Genomic DNA, 23,742 nt, shown 5'->3' with positions numbered 1-23,742 from the left:
GTGATCCCATGCGACTGAAAGCCCTTCTCTGCGGAATGCTCTTCTTCTCCCTGCTGGTCCGGGGGGCGGAACCGCCGACGGTGCCCCTGCTCCGCCTGGAGATCGGCACCCATCTGTCCGCCGTCAAGCAGATCGGGATCGATGCTGCGGGGCGCTGGGCCGTGACGGCGGGGCTCGACAAGACCGTGCGGGTATGGGATCTCCAGACCCGGCGCCTGGCCCAGACCCTGCGGCCCCCCATTGGATCGGGCAACGAGGGACAGCTGTACGCCTGTGCCATCAGCCCCGATGGGCGCTATGTGGCTGCGGCCGGATGGACCGGCTGGGACTGGGATGGCAGTGCCAGCGTTTACGTCTTCGATCGGGCCGCCGAGAAACTGGTGCGCCGGGTGTCGGGCTTGCCCAATGTCATCAACCAGCTCGGGTTCTCCCCTGATGGCACCCGCCTCGCGCTCTGTCTCCATAGCGGCCACGGGATCCGGGTGCTTAAGATCCCCTCCGGAGAGGAAGCCTTCCGGGATACGGGCTACGGTCAGCCTGCCTATGGGCTGGATTTCGATGCCTCCGGCCGCTTGGCCACCACTTGCTACGATGGCAAGCTCAGACTCTACGACCCCTCTGGGCGGAAGCTCGCCGAAGCCAAGACGCCAGGGGGGGGGAACCCCTTCATGCTGCGATTCTCGCCGGATGGGCAGCGCCTTGCTGTGGGCTTTCAGGACGCCGCCATGGTGTCGGTCCACTCCGGAAGCGATCTGAGCTTCCTCTATCACCCCGATTGCGCTGGAACGGACACCAACCTCATGGGGGTGGCCTGGTCTCTGGACGGCCAGGAACTGGTGGCGGGAGGTCGTTGGACGACTTCGGATTACTTCATGCCTGTGCGGATCTGGGGGCAGAAGGGGCGGGGAGTCTATCGGGATCTGGTCACCAGCTTCCGCAACTCGTTCCTGAGCTTCCGGATAATGCCAGACGGGCGCCTGGCGGCGGCCACCTGGGATGGATGGGGGTTCATCTCGCTGCATGGGCGGGCGCAGGTCAACATCAATGCCGCCGCCGATTTCCGGGATCGCGCGCTCAGCCTGGATCGGCAAGGGGGGGTAGTGGGCTTCACGCTGGACTATCCCAACGGGAGCCCGTGGCGATTCGAACTGGCGGGGCGGCGATTGGTCCAGACGGCTTCTCCTGCTCTTCGGCGGGCCCAGACCACGGCCTCCGGTCTGGACATCAAGAACTGGCTCAACGGGTTGGATCCCTCCCTGAACGGGAAGTCGCTGGGGATTCAGTCCCACGAGATCTCCCGGGCCTTGGCGTTCCAGCCGGACGCTCAGGGCTTCCTGTTGGGGGCAGAGTGGACCCTCTATGCCTTCGACCGCACGGGTCAGGAAAGGTGGCGCAAGGCGGCCCCTGCGCTGGCATGGACGGTCAATGTGAGTGGCGATGGGGCCGTCGGGATGGCGGGGTACGCGGATGGGACGCTCCGATGGCATCGGATGTCCGATGGTCAGGAACTTATGGCCCTCTATGTTCATACAATTAGTCATAAATGGATATTATGGACGCCATCGGGCTATTACGACGCTGCCCCGGGTGCAGAGGATCTGATCGGCTGGCATCTGAATCGGGACAAGGAGCAGGCGGCGGACTTCTTCCCTGCCAGCCGCTTCCGGAATGCCTACTACCGTCCCGATGTCATCGACCGTGTGCTGGAGACCCTGGACGAGGCCGAGGCCCTGAGGATGGCCAATGACCAGGCGGGCATGCGGGCCCAGGCGGCCACCATCGAGGAGATGCTGCCCCCCGTGGTACGGATCCTGAGCCCCGAGACCGGTGCCCGGGTGAAGAGCCCCTCCGTGGCCCTGCGCGCCAGCGTGCGTCATCCCCGGGGGCTGCCCATCGATGAGGTGTGGGCGGCTGTGGATGGCCGACAGACTGGCGAACGGGGCATCCAGGTCCAGTCCACGGAAGCCGGGGTATCAACCCTATCGGTCACGGTGCCTTCGAAGGATTGCGTGGTCTCGGTCTTCGCCCGCAGCGGGAGCGCCATCAGCGAGGCGGCCACGGTGCGCCTCGTGTGGGACGGGGATGAGCCCAGGGCCGCCCAGGACACCTTCACCGCCAAGCCCAAGCTCTATGTCCTCACGGTGGGGGTCGGGCGCTACGCCCGGAAGGATCTGAACCTGAAGTACCCCGCCAAGGACGCCCGGGATGTGGCCGCTTCCTTCAAGGCCCAGCAGGGTCGGATGTATCGTGAGGTGGAGACCCGGGTGCTGACGGATGAGGAGGCCACCAAGGACAACATCCTGGATGGTCTGGAGTGGATCCAGCGGGCCACGACGGCCAGGGACGTGGCGGTGGTCTTCCTGGCGGGACATGGGGTCAACGACCCCCAGGGACAGTTCTTCTTCCTTCCCCATCAGGCGGATCTGGAAAAGATGCGCCGCACCCTGGTGGCAGACAGCGAGGTGAAGGACGTCCTCTCCAAGGTGCCGGGAAAGGTGCTTTTCTTCCTGGACAGCTGCCACAGCGGCAATGTGCTGGGGAAGGCCCAGTTCCGGGGGGCCGGGGATGTGAACCGCTTCGTCAGCGAACTGGCCAGCGCCGAGAACGGCGTGGTGGTCTTCACCGCCAGCACCGGCCGTCAGGCCAGCCAGGAGAGCCCGGCCTGGGGCAATGGCGCCTTCACCAAGGCGCTGCTGGAGGGGCTCGAAGGGCGCGCGGACTTCACCCGCAAGGGGGCTGTCACCGTCAACATGCTCGACCTCTACCTGAGCGAGCGGGTCAAGGAACTCACCAAGGGCACCCAGAGTCCCGTGACCGTCAAACCCAGCGCCGTGCCGGATTTCCCGATCGTGATGATGGAGAAAAGATAGAATTCCACCACCAAGACACGAAGGGCACCAAGGAAAAGCAAAGAAAGGAAATGACCTTTTTCTTGATCTTTTCTTCGAGCCTTGGTGGATTGGTGGTGGAATTCGTTTTTTTACACCAGCCGTCGCCCTTCCATGGCCCGGTCCAGGGTCAGGTCGTCGGCGTACTCCAGGTCGCTGCCGATGGGCAGGCCCAGGCCGATGCGGGTGGTGCGCAGGCCCAGGGGCTCCAGGATGCGGGCCAGCCAGGTGGCGGTGGCTTCGCCGTCCAGGGTGGGGTTGGTGGCCAGGACGATTTCCTGGATCCGACCGTCCTCCAGGCGTTTCAGCAGCTCCCGCACCCGCAGCTGGTCCGGCCCCACGCCCTTGAGGGGGCTGATGAGGCCCCCCAGGACGTGGTAGCGTCCGTGGAAGTGGCCACTGCGTTCGAAGCTCAGGACATTGGAGGCTTCCGCCACCACCACCAGGGTCCGGGGATCCCGCTGGGTATCCGTGCAGACCAGACAGAGGGGGCGATCCGTGAAGGCACCGCACTCCTGGCAGAAGCCTACCTTGTGGGCGGCCTGCTGGAGGAGGTCCCCCAAGTGTTCCATGGCCTGGGGGCCCTCCTTCAGCAGGTGCAGGGCCATGCGCTGGGCGCTCTTGGTTCCCACGCCCGGCAGCTTCTGGAGGGCTTCCACGACGGCTTCCAGGGGGGCAGGGAGTTGCATGCTAGAACTTCAGGCCAGGCAGGTTCAGGCCTCCACCCATGCCGCCGGTGACCTTGGACATGGCCTCGTCAGCCTTGGCGCTGGCGTCCTTGAAGGCCGCCAGGATCAGGTCCTCCAGCATGGAGGGATCCTCGGGGTCCATGGCTTCCTTGGCGATGGAGATGGCCTGGAGCTCCTTGGAACCGTTGAGGGTCACCTTGACCATGGCTCCGCCAGCGGTGCCTTCGGCCCGCAGGTTCTGCTGGGCATCCTGAAGCTTGGTCTGCATGGCCTGGGCCTGCTTCATGAGAAAACGCATGTCCATGGGGGCTCCTTAATCCTGCTTGTCGGGGTGTTTGTGGTGAAGATGCACGTGGGGCATGTGCAGGTGCATCCTGCGGAGGCGTTCCGTGAACTTCCGCATGACGAAATAGCCTACCGGAATGGCCAGCAGGCTGAGAACTGCCCCCCCCAGGAGGTAGGGGGCCAGGATGGGCTCGATCATCTGGTAGGTGGCCCGAAAGCCCTCCCGGGTGACGAAGCTGCGCCAGCCGATCTCATGCCATCGGATGCCCTGGAGGCTCACATGCCAGCCGCGGCCCAGCAGGGCATTCCCGAGGAAAACGCTCGCGGTGGCCATGGGCACCATGGTCCAGGGGTTGTTGATGAAGGCCGCGATGAACATCAGGGGGCGGTGGAGTCGGCGGAAGATGAGGCAGAGCAGGATGACCATCCAGGTGTGGAGCCCCAGGAGAGGGTTCCAGGCGATGGAGAAGCCGATGGCGAAGCTCCAGGCCACCACGTTCGGGCTCAGCTCCGGGTGCAGGATATGGGACTTGAGACGGGCCCACAGGCTGGGTTTGGGGCTGGCCACTGGGATATCGGTCATAGGCTCACGGATGGAAATGGTCGAAACTCTGGTCCGGCAGGGGGATCAGCGCCTCTCCATCATAGTGGAGAAGAGGGGCCTCGCCCCGGGCGATCGCCTGTCCGACGGGTTGGAGGGAAAGCCCCAGAAGCTCCTCCAGTCGGATTTGGGGCAGGCTGGAGGCGAAGCAGCGGGCATAATCCTCCCCGCCCCGGATGGCATCCGGATCCAGGCCCTTGTTCAGGATCACGCTCAGCTTCGATGTCTCCGCCAGCATCCGCAGGTCCTTGCTGAGTCCATCCGAGAGGTCGATGCAGGCGTGGATCTCGGGGATCTGTGCCAAGCGAAGCCCCAGGCCCAGGTTGGGCGAGGGGTTGAGGTGGGCCAGGACATCCGGATCCGGATTCACCGGGTCCCAGCGCTGCCCTGCCTGGAGTTTCCGCAGTCCCCGGAGGCTGGCACCCAGGGGCTGGTCCACGAAGATCAGGTCCCCGGCCTGCATCCCATCCCGGCAAAGCCAGTGCCTGGCCGCTCCGAAGGCGCTGATGCCCAGGCCCAGCCCCGATGCGCGTCCCACGGTGTCACCCCCGATGACGGGTGTGCCGGTTTCCTTGGCGGCCCTGGAGAGCCCCTCCAGGAAGCGGAAGAGCCAGGCCTTGGGGATGTCCCTCCCCAGCGCCACGGTCAGGGTGAAGCCCAGGGGCCTCGCCCCGCTGGCGTCCAGATCCGAGAGGTTCACCATCAGCAGCTTGCGCCCCAGGAGTTCCGGGGGGTGCCAGTCCAGGCTGAAGTGCTGGCCCGACTCCATCAGGTCCGTGGTCACCAGGAGCTTCTCGCCCTCCGGCACGGGGGGTAGGGCCCCGCAGTCGTCCGTCAGGGTTTCCCCGCCGGGGAAGTGGGCCTGGATGAAGGCGATGATTTCGGATTCGGTGAGCATGGGGGCCTAAAGGATTGAAAGCGTCAACGCAGAGGGCGCAGAGGTTGAAAGGAGAGGGCGCGGAGAAAAGCAGAAAAGCCTGAGCTGGGATGCATGGGATAGAGGGGATGAAAAGATGCTGACCGGGGTTTCGGCGCATCCAGAACGCACGCGGCTTTGCCGTGTGCCCCCGCTACGCGGGGCAGGCCAGAGCGCCTGTGTGGGCCATCGTTGCCCGCAAAGCTCTCTGTGCCCTCTCTTTTTGCTTTTCTCTGCGCCCTCTGCGTTGACTCCGTTGGGCTTTTCATCAGTAAGTCCACGTCAGCCCGCAATTGGCATCCTTGGCCACCTTTTCCGCGAGATCGGGATCGAAGCGGATGCCGATCTCCCGGCCTGCGCGGACCCGGGCCAGGATGCCGGTCTTGCTGCGGTACTCGAAGGTCACGGGCAGCCTGCCTTCATGCAGGCGAAGAATGGGCAGGAGGCGGGCGGGATAATCGCCAACCGGGAGCTTGACCACGGCTCCGGTGAAGCCCCGGCCCTGGAAGTTCTCCAGGGGTTCCAGGGCGCTGACGAAGAGTTTCATGACCGTCTGGTCCTCTTCATCGCTTTCGCCCTCGCCGTTCCCGTTGTTGGTGATGGTCTCGATCCTGAGTTCGCCGGTGACCCGCAGGAGGGCGTCGGGCATGGCGAATTCCTTGTACATCTCGAAGCTGCGGGTCCGCTGCTTGGTGGCGGGATCGAAGCGGTTGGCCATGAGCAGGCCTTCGATGCGGTCCGTGAGGTCCTCCAGGACCAGCAGGGCCCAGGGCTCGCCCTTCTGGTTGGTCTTGAACTGCACACTGCTGACCATGAGGCCCAGGGTGACCGAATCCCGGTCCTTGGCCCTGCCAGCTGCCACGGCTTCCCGCAGGGAGGCCAGGGAGCCCATGGTGTGGACCTCCAGGGCGTCCTTGTATTCCTCCAGGGGGTGCCCCGACACGTAGAGACCCAGGGATTCCCGCTCGTAGTGCAGGCGCTCCTTGCGGCTCCAGGGTTCCACATCCTCCGGGAGGCTCCAGTTGTCCGCCAGGCTCTCCATCTCCGCTTCGTCGAAGAGGGAGGTCATGCCGTGGTCGGCGCCTCTCCCGGCGGAGGCGCTTTCGATGGCGCTGGGCAGGCCCTCCAGGAGAGCGGCCCGGTTCGGCTCCAGGCTGTCGAAGGCCCCGGCCTTGATGAGGCACTCCCACACCTTGCGGTTGGCTTTGGTCAGGTCTGTGGCCTTGAGGGCGTGGAAGAGGTCCTTGAACTTCCCTTCCTCCTTCCGGGCTTCCAGGATGCTCACCAGGGCCGCATCCCCCAGGCCCTTGATGGCCGCCAGCCCGAAGCGGATCTGCTTGGGGCCGGTGATGGTGAAGTCCAGTTCCGATTCGTTGATGTCGGGGCCAAGCACCTCAATGCCGATCTCCCGGCAGTTCTGGGTGTACTTCACCACATCGTCGGTGCGCTGGCTCTTGGTGGAGAGGAGTCCGGCCATGAACTCGGTGCGGTAGTGCGCCTTCAGGTAGCCCGTCTCGTAGGCCACCATGGCGTAGGCGGCGGAGTGGGACTTGTTGAAGCCGTAGCCCGCGAAGTACTCGATGGTGTCGAAGAGGTCGGAGGTCTTCTTCTCGTCGAAGCCGTTGCAGACGCCCCGTTCCACGAAGCGGTGCTTCTCCTTCTTCATCTTCTCCACGTCCTTCTTGCCCATGGCGCGGCGCAGCATGTCGGCCTCGCCCAGGGAGAAGCCCGCCACCCGCTGGGCGATCTGCATCACCTGCTCCTGGTAGAGGATGACGCCGTAGGAGGGGGAGAGGCAGGTCTCCAGCTCCGGGAAGGGGTAGGTCACGACCTCCCGACCGTGGCGGCGGTTGACATAGGTGTCGCCCATGCCCGCCCCCAGAGGTCCGGGGCGGAAGAGGGCGTTGAGGGCGATGAGATCGTCGAAGCGGTCCGGCTGGAGCTTGCGGAGGAGGCCCTTCATGCCCCCGGACTCGAACTGGAAGACGCCGTCGGTATCGCCCTGGCTGAAGAGTTCGTAGGTCTTCTTGTCGTCGAAGCCCCGGATGGTGAGCATGTCCAGGGGGGCGCCCTGGGTCTGGGCGATGTAGCCCTGGGTCTTGGCGATCTGGGTGAGGGTCTCCAGGCCCAGGAAGTCCATCTTGAGGAGGCCCGCCCGTTCCGCCTCGGTCATGGTGTACTGCACCATCACCTTGTCGTCCTTGTCTTTGCACAGGGGGGCGAACTTGGTCAATTCGTCCGGGGAGATGATGACACCCGCGGCGTGGACGCCGGTGTTGCGGGCCAGGCCCTCCAGCCGGGCGGAGACATCCAGAATCTCCTTCACATCCGGCTCGGTGTTGTAGCGCTCCCGCAGCTTCTCCGATTCCTCCATGGCCTGGGCCACGCTCATGGGCTGCCCCGGCACCGTGGGTACCAGTTTGGTGATCTCGTTGGACCAGTTGAAATCCTTCTCAAAGACCCGGGCCACGTCCTTGATGACGGCCTTGGTCTTGAGCTGGTTGATGGTGACGATGTTGCAGACCCGGTCCTTGCCGTATTTTTCGGTCACGTAGTCGATGACCCGCTGGCGACCGTCCCGGCAGAAGTCGATGTCCACGTCGGGCATGGAGACGCGTTCGGGGTTCAGGAACCGCTCGAAGAGGAGGTCGAACTGCATGGGATCGATGTCCGTGATCTTCAGCGACCAGGCCACGATGCTTCCGGCGGCGGAACCACGTCCCGGGCCTACGGGCACGCCGATTTCCCGGCTCTTGGCGATGAAGTCCCAGACCAGGAGGAAGTAGCCGGGATAGCCCATCTTCAGAATGGTGCCGATCTCGAACTCCAGGCGCTTCCGGTAATCGGCTTCGGTGTACTTGAGCATCCCCTTGTCCCACAGGGGGCGGCACTCCACCAGGCGCTTCTCGAACCACTCCCGGCTCACATGTTCGAAGTAGCTCTCCAGGGTGTGCCCCTCGGGCACAGGGAACTGAGGCGGGATGGGCTTGCGGGTGATGGGGTAGAGCTCGATCTTATTGGCGATCTCCAGGGTGCGTTCCAGAACCTCCGGGTGGTCCGGGAAGGTGGCCCGCATCTCCTCGGGGGTCTTGACGTAGAACTGATCCGAGGAGAAGCGCATCCGGTTCTTGTCGCTCTTGAGGCGCTTGGTGCCGATGCACAACAGGGTGTCGTGGTGGTCCGCGTCGTCCTGGTTGAGGTAATGGGCATCGTTGGTGGCCACCAGGGGGATGCCGGTCTTCTCGCTCAGTTCGTACTGGCTGGGGATGATGAGGCGCTCGGCCTCAAAGCCCTGGTCCTGGATCTCCAGATAGTAGTCGTCCCCGAAGATCTCCTTGTATTCCAGGGCCACCCGTTCGGCGGCCTCGAAGTTGCCCGCCAGGAGCCGGGCCTGGACCTCGCCCCCCAGGCAGGCCGAGAGGGCGATGAGGCCTTCGGAGTGCTCCCTCAGCAGGTCTTTGTCCACCCGGGGCTTGTAGTAGAAGCCCTCGGTGAAGCCCTGGGAAACCATCTTGGCCAGATTGGCGAACCCCTTGTGGTTCTTGGCCAGAAGCACCAGGTGATAGCCCGCATCCCGGTGCCCGGAGGGATCCTGGCAATCCTCCATGCCTTCGGTGTTGGGGGCGGAGGTGGTTTCGAACTTGCGTTCGAAGCGGGTCCGGGGGGCCACATAGACTTCGCAGCCCAGGATTGGCTTCACCGCCCAGTTGCCCTCCGCGTCTTTGGTCTTTTCGCAGGCATCGTAGAGCTTCATCATCCCGTACATGTTTCCGTGGTCCGTGACGGCCACGGCGGGCATGCCGGAGGCCTTGCACTTCTTGACCAGGTCGGAGATGCGGGTGAAGCCGTCGAGGAGGGAATACTCGGTGTGGAGGTGGAGGTGGACGAAACTCATCCTTCCATTCTCCCAAAGCCCCGGTCCAGGAGCGAAAGGAAAGTGCCCATGACGCCATTTGGCGGCTTCGCATTGACAAACCAGTGGGAAAGGGCCCTAGATAGAGGAAGTCCCACTCTGGTTTTGGTGAAATTTACAAATAAATCATCTGGAGTCCCCATGAAGCCTCTCTTCTCCATCCTCGCGACCGCCGGGCTCCTTGCCTTCATGGGCTGCTCCAATCCTGTCGCCAAGCCCTCGGTGCTCACCGGTCCCGTGCGCACCGGCATGACAGAAGAACAGGTGCTTTCCCGCCTGGGAGAGCCGGACAAGGTGATCGAGAATGGGCGGGTCAAATACCTGGGCTTCCCGACCCCGGAACTGAACGCCAACGTGATGAAGCTGGACCATGGCAACCTCTTCTGGGTGAGATTGGTGGATGGCCGCTTTGAGTCCTTCACCAAGGGGACTGACCTAGCCTATGTGCCCACGAGCCCCGTGCCGGTCCCTGCTCCTGCGGTGGCGCCTGCCCCCGCCCCGGCTCCTGTCCAGGCCCTGCCCGTGGATCTGAGGGCTGAACTGGAGAGGCTCAACAAGCTCAAGGCCGATGGGTTGATCAACGAGGAGGAGCACCAGGCGCTCCGCAAGCGGGTGATCGAAAAGGCCAAGCAGTAGAATTCAAGCACTTCGCTATCCTGGACGATGGATATATCCTCCATTGTATTTCGATTCCTTTCCAGGGGATTGCCCTAGCGAGGTGTGTGTTGGAACAGTTGGACATCTTCCATGCCCCCAGTCGGACCGTGGCCATGATCCTGGCGGGGGGGCGGGGGACCCGTCTCATGGACCTCACTTCCCGCCTGTCCAAGCCCGGCCTGGACTTCGGCGGGAAGTATTGCATCATCGACTTCACCCTCTCCAACTGTGTGAACTCTGGCATCCGCAAGATCCAGGTGCTGACCCAGTACAACTCCCACCGGCTGCTGGAGCACCTCCAGTTCGGCTGGTCCTTCCTCTCACCCCAGCTTGAGGAGTTCGTCCACGTCCTGCCCGCCCAGCAGAGCCTGGATCGGGATCAGTGGTACTGCGGCACAGCCGATGCCGTCTTCCAGAACATCTCCAATCTTCAGGACCATTCCCCCGAGCACGTCCTGATCCTGGCGGGGGACCACATCTACAAGATGGACTACCGGCGCTTCCTGGCGGATCACCTGCAGAAGGATGCGGATATGAGCATCGCCTGCATCGAGGTGCCCCGGGAGGAGGCCAAGGGTTTCGGCGTGGTCCAGGTGGATGAGGATGACCGCATCGTCGACTTCGTGGAGAAGCCCGAGGATCCCCCGTGCATTCCGGGTCAGTCGGATAGATCCTTCGCCAGCATGGGCATCTACCTCTTCAAGGCGAAGTTCCTTTACGAACAGCTTGCCCGGGATGCGGCCTGTCCGGATTCCAGCCATGACTTCGGCAAGGATCTCATCCCCTACCTGGTGTCCCGTGCGCGGCTCTTTGCCCACCGGTTCACCCATAGTTGTGTCAATAACCGGGACAAGGCGCCCTATTGGCGGGATGTGGGCACGGTGGATGCCTACTGGAAGGCCAATATTGACCTGACCACCGTGGATCCGGTCCTCAATCTCTACGACAACCACTGGCCGATCTTCACTCATCAGCGGCAACTGCCGCCTGCCAAGTTCGTCCACAGCGACCCGCACCGTAACGGGTTGGCCCTGGCCAGCGTGATCTCTGCCGGCTGCATCATCTCTGGGGCCACCGTACAGCAGTCCCTCTTGTCTTCGGGGGTGGTGGTCCACTCCCATGCCTACCTCCACGAGGTGGTGGTCCTGCCGGAGGCGGATATCGGGGGGCATGCCAGGCTCCGTAAGGTGGTTGTGGACCGCGGATGCCACATCCCCCCAGGGCTGGTGGTGGGGGAGGATCCCGAGGAGGATGCCCGGCGCTTCTTCCGGACGCCGAATGGCGTGACACTGGTCTCCCAGCGCATGCTGGACAGATTGGGGTGTCAATAGATGCGCGTTTTGCATGCCGCTGCTGAGTTTTTTCCTTTCGTTAAGGCTGGTGGTCTGGGTGACGTGGCCGGGGCGCTGCCCAGGGCTCTTCAGGAGATCGGCCTCAGTGTGCGGATCCTGCTCCCAGGATTCCCGACCCTGCTGAAGGGCATCGAGATCCGGCGCGAGGTTTACTGGTGGCCCGATCTGATGGGTGGTGGGCCCGCCAGGATCCTCCAGGGCAGAAGTCCGGATGGCCTCACGGTCTACCTGTTGGATTCCCCCTTCTTCGACCGCCCCGGAGGCCCCTACGAGGAGATGGGGGACAGCGACCGCAAGTTCGCGGCCTTCTCCTGGGCTGCGGCCCATCTGGCACGGCATGGCGACGGGTCGGGGTGGCACCCCCAGTTGCTCCACTGCCACGACTGGCAGACCGCACTGGCCCCCGTCTACCTGGACCAGGAGCCGGGAAACCGCCCCGCGACCCTTCTGACGATCCACAACCTGGCCTACCAAGGGATCTATCCTGGGGCCTGCCTCCCTGGGGTCTGGCTGGGGCCGCAGGTCTTCCACATGCATGGGGTGGAATACTACGGCCAGCTCAATTTCCTCAAGGGGGGGCTCCAGTTCGCCGACCGCATCAGCACCGTGAGTCCCACTTACGCCCAGGAGATCCAGACCCCGGCTTTCGGTGAGGGACTGGATGGTGTGCTGCGGTTCCGGAAGGATTCGCTGGTGGGGATCCTCAACGGGGTGGATGAAAGGGTCTGGGATCCGGCCACCTGCCCCCACCTGGACGCCCACTACGACGTCAAGCTCCCCTCGGGCAAGAAGGTGGACAAGAACATGCTCCAGCGCCAGATGGGGCTCCAGGAGGACTGCGAGGCTCCCCTCTTCTCCATCATCAGCCGCCTCGCCCCCCAGAAAGGTCTGGATCTGGTCCTCTCCAACGTGGACTACCTGGTTTCCCTGGGGGCGCAACTGGTGGTGCTGGGCTCCGGCGAGCCTCTCCTGGAGGCTGGTTTCCGGGCCTTCGCCGAACGCTATCCCGGGCGGGTGGCTGTCCACCTTGGATACAACGAGGGCTTGGCCCATCGCATCCTGGGGGGGGCCGATGCCCTGCTGATGCCCAGCCGCCAGGAACCCTGCGGCCTCACCCAGATGTACGCCCTCAAGTACGGTGCCATTCCCGTGGTGCGGCGCACCGGCGGCCTGGCGGACACCGTGGTGGACACCAGCGAGGAGAGTCTGGCCAAGGGGACGGCCACAGGCTTCTGCTTCGACGAACCCAGCTCCTGGGTGCTGGGAGAGGCCATCGGCCGGGCGGTCCACCTCTTCCGGGAGCAACCTCGCACCTGGGCCCAGATCCAGCGTCGCGGCATGAAGCAGGACTTCGGCTGGCATGCCGCGGCCAAGCACTACCGGGATCTTTACGCGAGTGTGATCGGGGGGATGTAGGGAAGGGCTGCCGCGGATTTGGGGCGGGGAGTGACGGCCCTTTTCCGTATCCCCGTTCATCCCCGGCTATTTCCCGATTATCGGTATGTCTCAGCTTGATCCGGCGGCTTGTAAATTCCACCACCAAGACACCAAGGGCACCAAGGCCCACGAAGAAAGAAGCGAGACTGGACGCACCTCCAACCAGGACCCTCAGGTCCGGTTCCGGTTGGGACAGGTGGCTTTGGCACGCTGGCGTGCCTCCGCCGCCTGCCCCAGCCGGAACGCGTGCGGCTTCGCCGCGCGCCCCCGCTCCGCGGGGCGGCCAGAGGGTCCGGTCAGCACTTGGTGATTCCTTGGTGTCTTCGTGCCTACCCTGTAAACCCTTGGGTTTACATCGCCCCCTGAAGCCGCGTATTCGCATTCGGTCCTTCTCTTTACCAAGCAACCCCGCGCGGCGGGGTTGCTTAGTGGTGGAAGTATTCTTTTGACTGAGCATTGCCGATAAACGGGTTCTGCTTTTGTAGCCGGGGATCCACGGAGATCATTGGCGCTGGAGGGCGTTGTCGGTACGCCGATGTTCTTCCCCGCTTTTAGGGCATGCTGGAGGGAATCTCCGGAGGGTTCCATGAAGCTCCTGCTGATCATTGGGCTGTCGGTGCTTGCCCTTCTGCTGCTCGCCTTCGGGGCGGCCCTGGCCTTCGGGGGGCCTGGTCAGCCTTCGACCATGGCCTCCATCGGGGATCCCTTCAAGACGGTGGACTTCTCCAGCCTGCCCTCCCTTGAGCGTTACCGGGCCCGGGACGGGGCCCAGCTGGGCTTCCGCCACTATGCCCCTCCGGGGGTGATCCGGGGGAGCGCCATCCTGATCCACGGATCCTCGGCGAACAGTGTAAGCATGCACCCCCTGGCCCGGGGGCTTGCGGCCGCCGGGTTCGAGGTCTTCACCCTGGACATCCGGGGGCACGGGGACTCCGGCCCCAAGGGGCAGATCGCCTACATCGGCCAACTGGAGGACGATCTGGAGGACTTCGCGAAGTCCCGGGTCCTGGCCCAACCCTCAACCCTGGTGGGGCTCTCCGCAGGCGGTGGCTTCGCGCTCCGCTTCGCCGGGAGTGCCCGCCAGGATCTCTTCTCCTCCTACCTTCTGCTCTCGCCCTACCTGCGCTACGATGCCCCGACATTCCGACAGGGCGGCCCCGAGTGGGCCCAGGTCGGGATTCCCAGGTTCCTGGCGCTCCGGCTGCTCGACGGGGTCGGCCTGAGGATCTTCCAGGGCCTGCCGGTGACCAGATTCGCCCTGTCGCCGGAGGACCAGAATCGCCTGACCCCTTGGTATTCCTTTGCCCTGGCGCGCAACTTCCAGCCCCATGACGACTACCAGGCGGATATCCGGCAGGCCCGGCGTCCCATGGCCCTGGTGGTCGGCACCGCGGACGAGCTGTTCCAGGCGGACCAGTTCGAGAACGTCTTCCGGTCCGCCGGGAAGCCCATCCCGGTGCGCCTCGTTCCTGGGGTGGGGCACGTCACCCTGATTCTCGCCCCCGAAGCCATCCAGGCCACCGTGGAAACCCTGGAATGCCTGCAGAAGGGAAGCTGATACCAGACCACCGTCAACCACAGACAGCAGGGAAATGGCCGGTAGAGGGGAACGCCGGGGTTTCCATGGTTGAATTAATTTAATATAAATAATTTGCAGCTATGTTTTCCTGGTGGTTTATCCATTTCGGGAAAACCCCCGGCTCTGCCGGGGAGGCAGTAGAAGTTTGACTTTTCAGGGAGTCCATCTTGGAATCTCGAATCGTGAGCCGCCAAGCGCGCGAAAGGAGGTCCGAGATGGACTCGTCGGAAAGTCTAAGCCACTCCCGCTGGGAGTGTAAGTATCACGTGGTTTTCATCCCGAAATGCAGGAGGAAGACGCTATACGAAAAGCTGAGGCCTCACCTGGGGGAGATATTCAAGCGTTTGGCTGATCAGAAGGAGTGTCGTATCGAGGAAGGCCACCTGATGGCTGACCATGTGGACATGCTGATCTCGATCCCGCCGAAGTATGCGGTGTCTCAGGTGGTGGGTTTCATCAAGGGGAAGAGCGCGATCTGGCTGGCCCGGGTCTATGGGGAAAGTAAGCGAAACTTCGTCGGGCAGCATTTCTGGGCCCGAGGCTACTTTGTGTCGACAGTTGGGCGGGATGAGGAGGTCGTCCGCGAGTACATCCGAAGCCAGGAAAAAGAGGACGAACGCTTGGAACAGTTGTCGCTGTTTCGTTAAGGCGGGCACCATGTGGTGCCCCATAACTCATTCGGGGCCGCGTTAGCGACCCCGTTCAGCCGCTTCGAGCGGCTCACATTGAAAGGCCCCCGGCTCTGCCGGGGGATGTCTTACTTCCCTTCTGCTTTTATCCTGTCCATCTGTGCGCCACGAAAGGCGCGAACTCTTCAGGAGGGTTATGAGAACTGACTGAGGAGGGTGCTGAGCTGCACGGAAGATGGGGGTGGGCCCCCCGGGGTCGGGCTGCAGGGTCAGACTCCAAACCGCCGGTCGCTGCGCAGGGGTGACAGCCTGGGTGGTGAGCGGAACCGGAAAAGGCGGGTTTGAAGCCGTCAGGTGGGACCAGGGAAGGCGAACGTGAGTGAACCGCTGATGAGGCGTCGAGAAGGAATGCAAGTCATCGAAACCAGGCTCCGGATGAAGTCCTGGGATGAAGCCCGGAAGGGACCTGTTTACGGTCCGGGCGGTGACCGGCGTAAAGGCGGCGCGAGCCCTGGTCAGGCTTTTGTGCGGAACGTGGGAACCGAGCGTCCCGATGGCAGCATTCGCCGTGAGGCGAATAGGACGGCATGGCCGACAAGGCCATGGCCGCCCGAAGGGCGAGGGCCAAAGGTCCGAGTCAAGGGAGGAGCCCGAGGGGAAGTCCCCCGAAGGGTGCGAGTACCGATGCGGGACGCCGGGGCGGACCGATCCGTAGTAGTGCTGAGGCCCGGCAATGCGGGCGGAGCGAAGGGATCGGCCTGTCCAGCTTCAAGCGCAGTTCAACCCATCGGGGGAAGAGGCTGTGACTGAAGCAAAGCCATACGAGATTTCCAGAGAGCAAGTCGCTCAGGCGTGGCGCGTGGTGAAGGCCAACCGGGGAGCGGGAGGGGTGGATGGTCAGACCCTGTCGGCTTTCGAGAAGGATCTGGAGGGTAACCTCTACAAGATCTGGAACCGGATGTCGTCGGGGAGCTACTTTCCGCCGCCCGTCCGCCTGGTGGAGATCCCTAAAGGGGATGGCCGGATGCGGCCGTTGGGTATCCCGACGGTGGCGGACCGGGTGGCGCAGATGGTGGCCAAGCAGGTGCTGGAGCCGTTAGTGGAACCGGTATTCCACCCGGACTCCTACGGCTACCGTCCGGGACGGTCGGCTCTGGATGCCGTGGGCAAGGCGAGAGAGAGGTGTTTCCGCTTCGACTGGGTGATTGACTTGGATATCAAGGGATTCTTTGACAATCTGAGGCATGACCTGATGCTCAAAGCGGTAAGGCACCACACGGACCCGGAACCGGGCCTGAAGTGGATCCCCCTCTACGTGGAGCGTTGGCTGAAAGCGCCGCTGCAAGGGGAGGATGGAACGCTGAAGGAGCGGACATCGGGGACGCCGCAGGGTGGGGTGGCAAGCCCAGTGCTGGCCAACCTGTTCATGCACTACGCCTTTGACGCGTGGATGGTGCGGGAGTTTCCCAAGGTGCCATTCGAGCGCTATGCCGATGACGCGGTGATCCACTGTGTGAGCTTGGCGCAAGCCGAGCTCGTGCTGGAAGCGGTGCGGAGGAGGCTGAAGGACAAGGGGCTGGAGCTCCATCCAGACAAGACGCGGATCGTGTATTGCAAGGACGATCGGCGGGGGGGAGACCATGAGCCATGTTCCTTCGACTTCCTCGGCTACACGTTTCGGAGGCGGTCAGCCAAAGGGCCAGCGGGAAACCTGTTCGTGGGTTTCCTCCCCGCGATGAGTGAGAAGGCGAAGCGGCGTATCCGGGAAGTGATCCGGAGCTGGCGGTTGGCCACGGCCATGAACACCAGTCATCTGGAGGAAGTAGCTGCCCGGATCAACCCCGCGATACGGGGATGGGTGGGCTACTACGGGCGTTTTTATCGCTCGGAATGCCTGGATATGCTGAATTACCTTAACTTGGTCTTAGCTCGGTGGGCGAAACGGAAGTTCAAACGGTTCCATCGGAACTGGATGGCGGCCTACCGCTGGTTGGGGGGAGTATCCCACCGACAGGACACGCTGTTTCACCACTGGAGCCTGGGAATTCGTCCGAAAGGCTGGACAGGACGAGCCGGATGAGGTGAGAGTCTCACGTCCGGTTCTGTGAGAGCGCGGGGGGGCAGTTCCTCCGCGCTACTCGACTGCATATCCTGTGAAAAAACTTTGAACAGGATAGATAGGATGGGTAGGATAAAATGATTAAAAAATCATATAATTGTCAGCAAGGGCTGGTAAGTCCATGATTTGCCGCCGCATCCCAGTGAGCGGTTACGTTACGTTGGACGGCGAATCGGTAGGAGTTCTCAGGCCCCGGGTTCAGGTGGGCAGGGCAGGAAGACGTTGTGTTCTTTGTTGGGGTGGTAGGGGGTGTGGAATTCCCCGATGGGGGGGAAGCCCGGGCACTCCACGCCCGCCACGGCCCGCAGGCTCTCCACCATGGGGCGCTTTACCCATCCCTCGTGGAAGGGGGTGCGGAAGATGACGTACCACTTGAATTCGAGATACTTCCACTTCCCGTCCTCCTTGATGAAGGTCAGGTCGTACTTGCCGAGCTGCCACATGGCTTCGAGGCTGCCGTCGAAGGCCTTGTAGGTGTTGGTGCCGAAGGAGTTCCACATACCCTTGGCCGTCCTGCCGTCCTTGGCCACCTCGATGACCGGGGTGAGCAGCATGTGGACCATGAGGGAACCCGCCATGCCGTATTTGCTCCCGGCCATGTGCTTGAATAGTTCGCCGACTTTAGCCGGGCCTTCCCAGAGGCCGCTGTCACACATCTCGACCTTGACGCCTGGATTGCTGAAGGCGAAGAGTTCCGCCATCTTGTCCTTGAGTTGGCCGGTCTGGAGGTAGTGATTGTAGCGGCCCTGGAGATTGCAGATTTCACGGTAGTCCTCCAGGCTCTGGATCCTGGCTTCAAGGCTGGTGTCTGACATGGTTGCCCCTTCTCTGGTGTGGGTGGTGGAGTGCGCAAAAGCGCCCTGTCTCGCTGGGGTTCCGGCGAGTGGTGTTGAGGGTTTTAAATTAATTAAAAATAACAATAGTCATAGTCGATCTAAGCTCTGATTCGTGTGCTCACCTTTGGCAGGGGGAGGGGCGAATTGCGCCTGATCGCAGTCCTTGTTATCTTTTTGAAGCTTACTTGACCATGCGAATGCTGAGAAGGGAGCTGAGATTGAAAGTTTCCGGGAGTAAATCACCAAAAATTTTCTGATCTTATCAAAATTGTCTATTTATTGGAGAAACCGTGGATACCCGTTACCTGCGCTGCTTCATGGCTGTGGCGGAGCATCTCAACCTCACCAAGGCCGCCCATCAGCTCTGCCTGACCCAGTCGGCGGTCAGCTACCAGATCACCGCCCTGGAGCGCGAGATGGACGTCAAACTCTTCGAGAGGGCTCCCAATTCTGTGAAATTGACGCATCCCGGGCTGCTCCTCAAGGAGGGCTTGAAGGGGGTGATGGACAGCTACGATGATCTGGTGGCCAGTGTGCAGAGGGCCGCCGCCGGAGCCACCAAGAGTCTTTCCATCGGCTTTCTGTGGGCGGTCAAGAAGCTCTTCCTCCCTCCGATCATCAAGGGGTTTCGATCGAAGCATCCGGACGTCTTCCTGCAGGTCAACCACTATGACCTCGTTCCGCTGGCTCTGGCGCTTGAGAAGGACGACCTGGACATCGCCTTCACGCTGGCCGTGGGGCTGCCCAATACCGCCGGGATCAGCACCCAGGTCCTCTTCTCCGAGCGGGTGGTGGTCGTCATGGCGGCGGATCATCCCCTGGCGCAAAGGGAGAGCCTTTCCTATGCCGATCTCAAGGGGGTGGACTTCGTCGACATCCTCCGTCCCCTGAAGGTCTCCGCCGAGGCCTGGGTCGCCAAGCTTTGCGCCGCGCATGGCTACACTCCCAGGATTGTGGAGCGTTTCCCGGACATGGAATCCTTGTTCCTGGCTGTGGAGCTGGGAGCCGGGGTGGCGGTCTTCCCCCGCTACCGGGCCGAAGCCCACGCCAGCGATCGGGTGGTCCTGGTGGACATGGTGGGCGAAGGCAGCACTTCCGACTTCGTGGTGGCCTGGAAGCAGGACACCCGCAACCCGGCCGTGCATGCCTTCCTTGCGGAGATGGGCGTCAATGCATCGCCACCATCCCCTTCTGCCGCTTCCCTGGACTCTTGCACAGGAGAATGAAAGGTAGGGCCACCACGAAGACCAGCACGAGGAAGGCAAAGACATCCACGAAGCTCATGACGAAGGCCTGGCGGGTGACTTCGGCGCCGATCACGCCCTGGGCCAGCCTTGCGGTTGAGCTGGGGTCCAGCCCCGCGTGAGGGTAGAGCCCCTTGGCGAGCTGGACCGAGCCCAGCTGGGCCATCGGGTTGTAGGGGGTGATCCATTCCGCCAGCCGCGCGTGGTGGAACTGGGCGCGCTGGGTGAGGATGGTGGTGCAGATGGCGATGCCCACGCTGCCGCCCTCGTTGCGCAGGAGGTTGAACATACCCGCCGAGACCCCCAGGAGCTTGGGGGGCACCCGGATGATGGTCTCCGTGGCCAGGGGGATCAGCACTAGGCCCAGACCGAAGCCCTGGAATAGCCAGGCGATGATCATGTAGGCGATGTCGGTGTCCAGGCTGAGGTGGGTGAGCATCCACGCCGCGATGACGAGGGACAGGAATCCTGTCCCCACCAGGAGCCGGACATCGACCTTGCCCGCACAGTAGCCCGCGATGCCCATGGCGACGATGGACGCGACTCCCGATGGGGCCAGGATGATCCCCGCCCAGGTGGGGGTGTAGTTGAGGAGGCTCTGTACGAAGAGGGGCAGACAGACAAAGGCGCCATACATCCCGAAGCTGGCCAGGAAGATCAGCAGCATGCCGCTGGAGAACTCACGCAGCTTGAAGATCCTGAGATCCACCAGCGGATTCCGGGCGGTCAGGGAGCGCCAGATGAAGAGGGCCAGGCCCAGGAAGGCCAGTCCAGCGAAGACCTGGATGAAGACGCTGTCGAACCAGTCGTAGCGGTCGCCCCGGTTGAGGAAGACCTCCAGGCAGCCAAGCCCCACGGCGATGAAGATCAGGCTCTGCCAGTCGACCTTCCCCTCGGGCTTCTCCAGGTAGTCCGGATCCTCAATGAAGGTGAAGGCCAGGTAGAAGGCGATGAGGCCCGCCGGGATGTTGATGTAGAAGATCCAGGGCCAGGACCAGTTGTCCGTGAGCCATCCCCCCAGGAGGGGACCCGCGATGGGGCCGCAGATGGCGCCGATGCCATAGAGGGCGGCGGCATAGCCGTGCTCCTCCGGCGGGAAGGCGTCCAGGGTGATGGCCTGGGACATGGGCACCATGGCGCCGCCAGCCAGCCCCTGGATGACCCGCATGAGGATGAGGAACCAGAGGGAGGGCGCGATGCCCGAGGCGAAGGATGCCAAGGTGAAGATGGCCAGGCAGATGAGATAGAGTCGCTTGCGGCCGAAGAAGTTGGCCAGCCATCCCGTGATGGGCAGCACGATCGCGTTGGCCACCAGGTAGGCCGTGATGACCCAGGTGATCTCGTCAGTGCCCGCCGCGAAGGTGCCCTGGATGTGAGGCAGGGCCACGTTGGCCACAGAGGTGTCCAGCACCTCCATGAAAGTGCCCAGCATGCAGGTGATGCCCACGATCCACTTGTAGGCGGGACTGTGACGCAGGGCGAGAGCGGGAGCCTGGATGACGGCCTCAGACATGGCACTACCTGCCGTCCCGGGTGTCGATCTCGGCGCTTACGGTCAGCCCCAGTCGCAGTTTGTGGTTCGGATCGGCTCCAGGATCCAGCTTGATCCGCACGGGCACCCGCTGTACGACCTTCACCCAGTTGCCCGTGGCGTTCTCGGCCGGGAGCAGGGAGAAGGCAGCGCCGGTTCCGGCGGAAAGGCTCTCGACCCGGCCCGTGAAGGCTGCCCGGGAATCCAGGTCGGCCACCAGCTTGACGGGCTGACCGGGCTTGACTCGCCTGAGCTGGGTCTCCTTGAAATTGGCCTCCACCCAGACCTCCTCCTGGCCCAGGGGCACGATGGCGCAGATGGGCTGGCCCGGGGCCACCACCGTGCCGGGCTCGCCCATCTTGCGGCTCACGTAGCCATCGCAGGGAGCCGTGATGGTGCAGTAGGAACGCTGCAGCCTGGCGGCGGCCACGGCGGCCTGGGCGCCCGCCACCTTGCTCTGGCTGACGCTCAGGAGCCCTTGGGTCGCCGCCACCTGCTTGCGGGCCGCCAGGACCTGGGCCTCGGCCACCTCGGCGGCGCTGAGGGCGTGGTCATACTTCTGTTTGGCGATGGAGTTCCGTTCGTAGAGGGCGGTGAAGCGGGTGCGCTCCAGTTCCGCCAGCTTCTTCTGGCTGAGGGCAGCCTTCACCTGGGCCTGGGCCTGGGCGATGCGGGCCTGGTCCAGGGAGACGGATGAAGCTGCCTCCTGGAGGGCAGCCTCGGCTCGGGCCTGGTTGGCATCGAAGTCCCTCGGGTCGATGGTGGCCAGGGTCTGCCCGGCCTTCACCAGCTGGTTCTCCTGCACCTCCACGGTGAGGAGGGGCCCAGGGATGCGGGAAGCCACTGCGGTGACGTGCCCCTTCACGTAGGCGTTGTCGGTGGAGATGAAAAGCTGGCCATGGCGCCACTCGGTGGTGCCCCAGAGGGTTCCGGCCACGGCGACGGCGAGGATGGCGGCGAGGGAGGCTCCTTTCTTCGAAATCATGTCACGGCTCCTTGGTGGTCGAGTGTTCGTAGAAGGCAGGCAGGTCTTCGCCCAGGACGGCCAGAAGGGCCGCCTGCTGGGTGTAGGCGCGGTGGCGCCGGGAGGCGAGCCAGAATCGGCTGTCCGCCAGTAGGGCTTCGGCATCGAGGGCGTCGGTGCTCTGGGCCAGGCCTTCGCGGTACTGGTCCTCCACGATGCGGAGGTTCTCCTCGGCGGAGGCCACATTGGCCTCTGATGTCTTCGATTCCTGAAGCGCCACCTGGAAGTCCCGGTAGGCCGCAGTCGCGGCGTTCCCGGCCTGACGCTCGGCTTCCTGGATCTCACGGCGCCCGAGATCCAGTTCGGACACGGCCTGTCGCACCTTGGAGGCGCGGGCCCCGTCGAAGACCTTCCAGGAAATGCCCAGGTAGAGGCCGCTCTCGTGGGGATGAGGGGTGTAGCTGTTCTGTTCGTAGCTGTGGAATGCTTCGGTCACGACATTGGGGGCGTAGTCGCTCCGGCGGAGGGCCACCTGGGACTCCAGGGCCTTCGCCTTGGCCCGGAGGGCCTTGACGTGATCGCTTGACTGGGCTGCGAGCCTGCGGCAGCCCGCCTCATCCCAGGGCAGGGCGGGGGGAGCGTCCAGGGTTTCCGGCAGGTTCAGGGGGGCCGTGGGTTCCAGGCCCACGGCCACATTCAGGGCCTCCCGGGCTCCCGCATCGGCGCTGTCCAGGGCGCGCTCGGCATCCCCGAGGTTGCGCAACGCCACTTCCGTGCGCAGGAGATCGTTGCGGGCCACGATGCCCTGCTGGAAGAGATCCTGGACGCTCTTCATGTGGTCCTCCAGGGCCTTCCGACGCTGTTCCAGGACCTTCCTCTGGGCCTTGATGTGGAGGAGCGCCACATACCGGGTTGCCACCTCGGCCTGGGTGCGCCGGATCTCACCGTTCTCCCTCAGGCCGACGGCCTCCTCCCTGGCTCTGGAGGCCCCCAGGGCCTGGTGCCGCTTGCCGAAGTCGTAGACCAGATACTGGGCCGAGACCTTGTAGCACCAGGAGGATGTGTCCGCCAGGGGATTGACCATGGACCCCAGGTTCATGCCACTGAAAAGGATGGGGGCGGAGGTGAGCTGCGGCTGGTTGTCCAGGTTCAGGTGGCCCCCCTCGAAGTGGAGTTCCGGAAGGTAGAGGCTCCGGATCTGGGCGGTATCCTCCCTGGCTTTGGCCCGCTCCAGTTGGGCTGCATCGGCCTTGAAGGAGGTCCTGGCGGCCTGTCGCATGGCCTCGGAAAGACTGAGACTCCCGGCCTGGAGTGAACCGGCTGTCAGGAGGAGGGCTACCCCGGCAAGGATCCCGCGCCTCATGACTGGACCCCCACGCCGCAAATCAGGCAATCCATGGCTCGATCCACGCATGTGCCCACCGCTTCCTCCGGATGGCGGTGGCTGTAGTGGAGCGAGGCCTCCAGAGCGCCCAGGCAGAGCTGGGTGAGGAAGCCGGGGTCCAGGGGGCGGAGCTGTTCCTGGGCGATGGCGGCCTCCAGGAATCCACGGAGCCGAAGGCTCTCCTCCTCATAGATCCGGCGGATCCGTTCCCCGAAGCGGGACTGGAAGCCCCAGTCGTGGTGGACCCTGTCCCGGATGAACATGGGCAGGAGCATCGGCTGTTCCCGGAACTGCCGGGTGTAGACCTCCGCCAGGGCGCGGATCTGCTCCAGGGGCCTGGAGATGCCCGCCAGGGCTTCCTCTGCTCTGGTTCGGAAGACCTCCGCCCGGCTCTCCATCACCTGCTCGTAGAGTTCCTGTTTCGATGGGAAGTGCTCATAGAGCCCCTGCATCCCGATCTCGGCCTCCGCGGCCACCTCCTGCATCGTGGCCTCGTCGAATGGCTTGCGGCCGAAGATCCGGGCGGCGGCTTCCAGGAGGATGGACCGCCTCTGTTGCCGTTCCAGTACCCTTCTGGAGACTTTCATCCTGGCTCCTCATTATCAGAATTCAAATTCTAGAATTTGAATTCTGATTTTGTCAAATCCTTCCTGCAGGGAATCACAGATCGCCGCTAACCCATGCCGCCGTTCTGGCGTCTAAGCCTGGGAGATATGGA

Annotated in this window: 18 protein-coding genes; 8 read left to right on the top strand and 10 right to left on the bottom strand. The window is 63.5% G+C overall.

Going from position 1 to position 23,742, the window contains the following annotated elements; all coding sequences use genetic code 11:
* Nucleotides 1-8: 8 nt before the first annotated feature.
* Entirely contained in the window at nucleotides 9-2,870 is a 2,862-nt protein-coding gene (locus tag HOLFODRAFT_RS19510; RefSeq protein ID WP_005034024.1) for a caspase family protein, read from the top strand.
* A 110-nt stretch (nucleotides 2,871-2,980) separates the two neighbouring features.
* Here HOLFODRAFT_RS19510 and recR read toward each other — a convergent pair whose 3' ends face one another.
* From recR to dnaE, 5 genes are all read right to left on the bottom strand, one after another.
* Nucleotides 2,981-3,577 carry a recombination mediator RecR gene (gene recR, locus HOLFODRAFT_RS0205070; RefSeq protein ID WP_005034026.1) on the bottom strand — a complete coding sequence of 199 codons (597 nt, stop codon included), beginning with the start codon at nucleotides 3,575-3,577 and terminating at the stop codon, nucleotides 2,981-2,983.
* A gap of 1 nt (nucleotide 3,578) precedes the next feature.
* Nucleotides 3,579-3,881, bottom strand: coding sequence for a YbaB/EbfC family nucleoid-associated protein (locus HOLFODRAFT_RS0205065; protein WP_005034029.1), 303 nt, complete (start codon nucleotides 3,879-3,881; stop codon nucleotides 3,579-3,581).
* 9 nt (nucleotides 3,882-3,890) lie between these two features.
* Complete coding sequence (locus tag HOLFODRAFT_RS0205060; RefSeq protein WP_005034031.1) at nucleotides 3,891-4,445, bottom strand: DUF2062 domain-containing protein; 555 nt, start codon at nucleotides 4,443-4,445, stop codon at nucleotides 3,891-3,893.
* Between the two features lie 4 nt (nucleotides 4,446-4,449).
* Complete coding sequence (locus HOLFODRAFT_RS19505; RefSeq protein ID WP_005034034.1) at nucleotides 4,450-5,361, bottom strand: thiamine-phosphate kinase; 912 nt, start codon at nucleotides 5,359-5,361, stop codon at nucleotides 4,450-4,452.
* A 286-nt stretch (nucleotides 5,362-5,647) separates the two neighbouring features.
* Nucleotides 5,648-9,274: a DNA polymerase III subunit alpha gene (dnaE, locus tag HOLFODRAFT_RS19500; protein WP_005034036.1), complete on the bottom strand. Its 3,627-nt coding sequence runs from the start codon at nucleotides 9,272-9,274 to the stop codon at nucleotides 5,648-5,650.
* Between the two features lie 159 nt (nucleotides 9,275-9,433).
* Between dnaE and HOLFODRAFT_RS19495 the strand changes: the two genes are divergently transcribed.
* From HOLFODRAFT_RS19495 to ltrA, 6 genes are all read left to right on the top strand, one after another.
* The gene (locus tag HOLFODRAFT_RS19495) at nucleotides 9,434-9,928 is read left to right on the top strand and encodes a hypothetical protein (RefSeq protein ID WP_005034039.1); all 495 of its coding nucleotides are present in this window, start codon (nucleotides 9,434-9,436) and stop codon (nucleotides 9,926-9,928) included.
* An 89-nt stretch (nucleotides 9,929-10,017) separates the two neighbouring features.
* Nucleotides 10,018-11,280 carry a glucose-1-phosphate adenylyltransferase gene (gene glgC, locus HOLFODRAFT_RS0205040; RefSeq protein ID WP_005034042.1) on the top strand — a complete coding sequence of 421 codons (1,263 nt, stop codon included), beginning with the start codon at nucleotides 10,018-10,020 and terminating at the stop codon, nucleotides 11,278-11,280.
* Nucleotides 11,281-12,717 (top strand): glycogen synthase GlgA, encoded by a 1,437-nt coding sequence (gene glgA, locus HOLFODRAFT_RS0205035; RefSeq protein ID WP_026939059.1) that lies wholly within the window; start codon nucleotides 11,281-11,283, stop codon nucleotides 12,715-12,717.
* 607 nt (nucleotides 12,718-13,324) lie between these two features.
* Complete coding sequence (locus HOLFODRAFT_RS0205030) at nucleotides 13,325-14,296, top strand: alpha/beta hydrolase (protein ID WP_005034047.1); 972 nt, start codon at nucleotides 13,325-13,327, stop codon at nucleotides 14,294-14,296.
* Between the two features lie 236 nt (nucleotides 14,297-14,532).
* Nucleotides 14,533-14,964 carry an IS200/IS605 family transposase gene (gene tnpA / locus HOLFODRAFT_RS0205025; RefSeq protein ID WP_005033945.1) on the top strand — a complete coding sequence of 144 codons (432 nt, stop codon included), beginning with the start codon at nucleotides 14,533-14,535 and terminating at the stop codon, nucleotides 14,962-14,964.
* A gap of 784 nt (nucleotides 14,965-15,748) precedes the next feature.
* Nucleotides 15,749-17,026 carry a group II intron reverse transcriptase/maturase gene (gene ltrA, locus HOLFODRAFT_RS0205020; RefSeq protein WP_026939058.1) on the top strand — a complete coding sequence of 426 codons (1,278 nt, stop codon included), beginning with the start codon at nucleotides 15,749-15,751 and terminating at the stop codon, nucleotides 17,024-17,026.
* A gap of 224 nt (nucleotides 17,027-17,250) precedes the next feature.
* Here the strand turns inward: ltrA and HOLFODRAFT_RS22660 are convergent, their stop codons facing one another.
* Entirely contained in the window at nucleotides 17,251-17,880 is a 630-nt protein-coding gene (locus tag HOLFODRAFT_RS22660) for a nuclear transport factor 2 family protein (RefSeq protein ID WP_005034053.1), read from the bottom strand.
* 311 nt (nucleotides 17,881-18,191) lie between these two features.
* Between HOLFODRAFT_RS22660 and HOLFODRAFT_RS0205010 the strand changes: the two genes are divergently transcribed.
* Complete coding sequence (locus HOLFODRAFT_RS0205010) at nucleotides 18,192-19,127, top strand: LysR family transcriptional regulator (RefSeq protein ID WP_005034055.1); 936 nt, start codon at nucleotides 18,192-18,194, stop codon at nucleotides 19,125-19,127.
* Here the strand turns inward: HOLFODRAFT_RS0205010 and HOLFODRAFT_RS19480 are convergent.
* The 4 genes from HOLFODRAFT_RS19480 to HOLFODRAFT_RS24365 are packed head-to-tail and all read right to left on the bottom strand — an operon-like array spanning nucleotide 19,069 to nucleotide 23,611.
* Nucleotides 19,069-20,658 (bottom strand): DHA2 family efflux MFS transporter permease subunit, encoded by a 1,590-nt coding sequence (locus HOLFODRAFT_RS19480; RefSeq protein ID WP_005034058.1) that lies wholly within the window; start codon nucleotides 20,656-20,658, stop codon nucleotides 19,069-19,071. The genes HOLFODRAFT_RS0205010 and HOLFODRAFT_RS19480 overlap by 59 nt on opposite strands.
* Before the next feature lie 4 nt (nucleotides 20,659-20,662).
* On the bottom strand, nucleotides 20,663-21,661 hold the full coding sequence (locus HOLFODRAFT_RS19475; RefSeq protein ID WP_005034060.1) for an HlyD family secretion protein: 999 nt from the start codon (nucleotides 21,659-21,661) through the stop codon (nucleotides 20,663-20,665).
* Nucleotide 21,662: 1 nt separating this feature from the next.
* Nucleotides 21,663-23,003, bottom strand: coding sequence for a TolC family protein (locus tag HOLFODRAFT_RS0204995; protein WP_005034062.1), 1,341 nt, complete (start codon nucleotides 23,001-23,003; stop codon nucleotides 21,663-21,665).
* Entirely contained in the window at nucleotides 23,000-23,611 is a 612-nt protein-coding gene (locus tag HOLFODRAFT_RS24365) for a TetR/AcrR family transcriptional regulator (protein ID WP_005034064.1), read from the bottom strand. Before HOLFODRAFT_RS24365 ends, HOLFODRAFT_RS0204995 begins: the two co-directional genes overlap by 4 nt.
* Nucleotides 23,612-23,742: the final 131 nt, after the last annotated feature.

The sequence above is a fragment of the Holophaga foetida DSM 6591 genome (assembly GCF_000242615.2).
GTDB classification, from domain to species: Bacteria; Acidobacteriota; Holophagae; order Holophagales; family Holophagaceae; genus Holophaga; species Holophaga foetida.
Note: the sequence above shows the minus strand (reverse complement) of the source record. Positions and strands in the feature narration are given on the sequence as shown.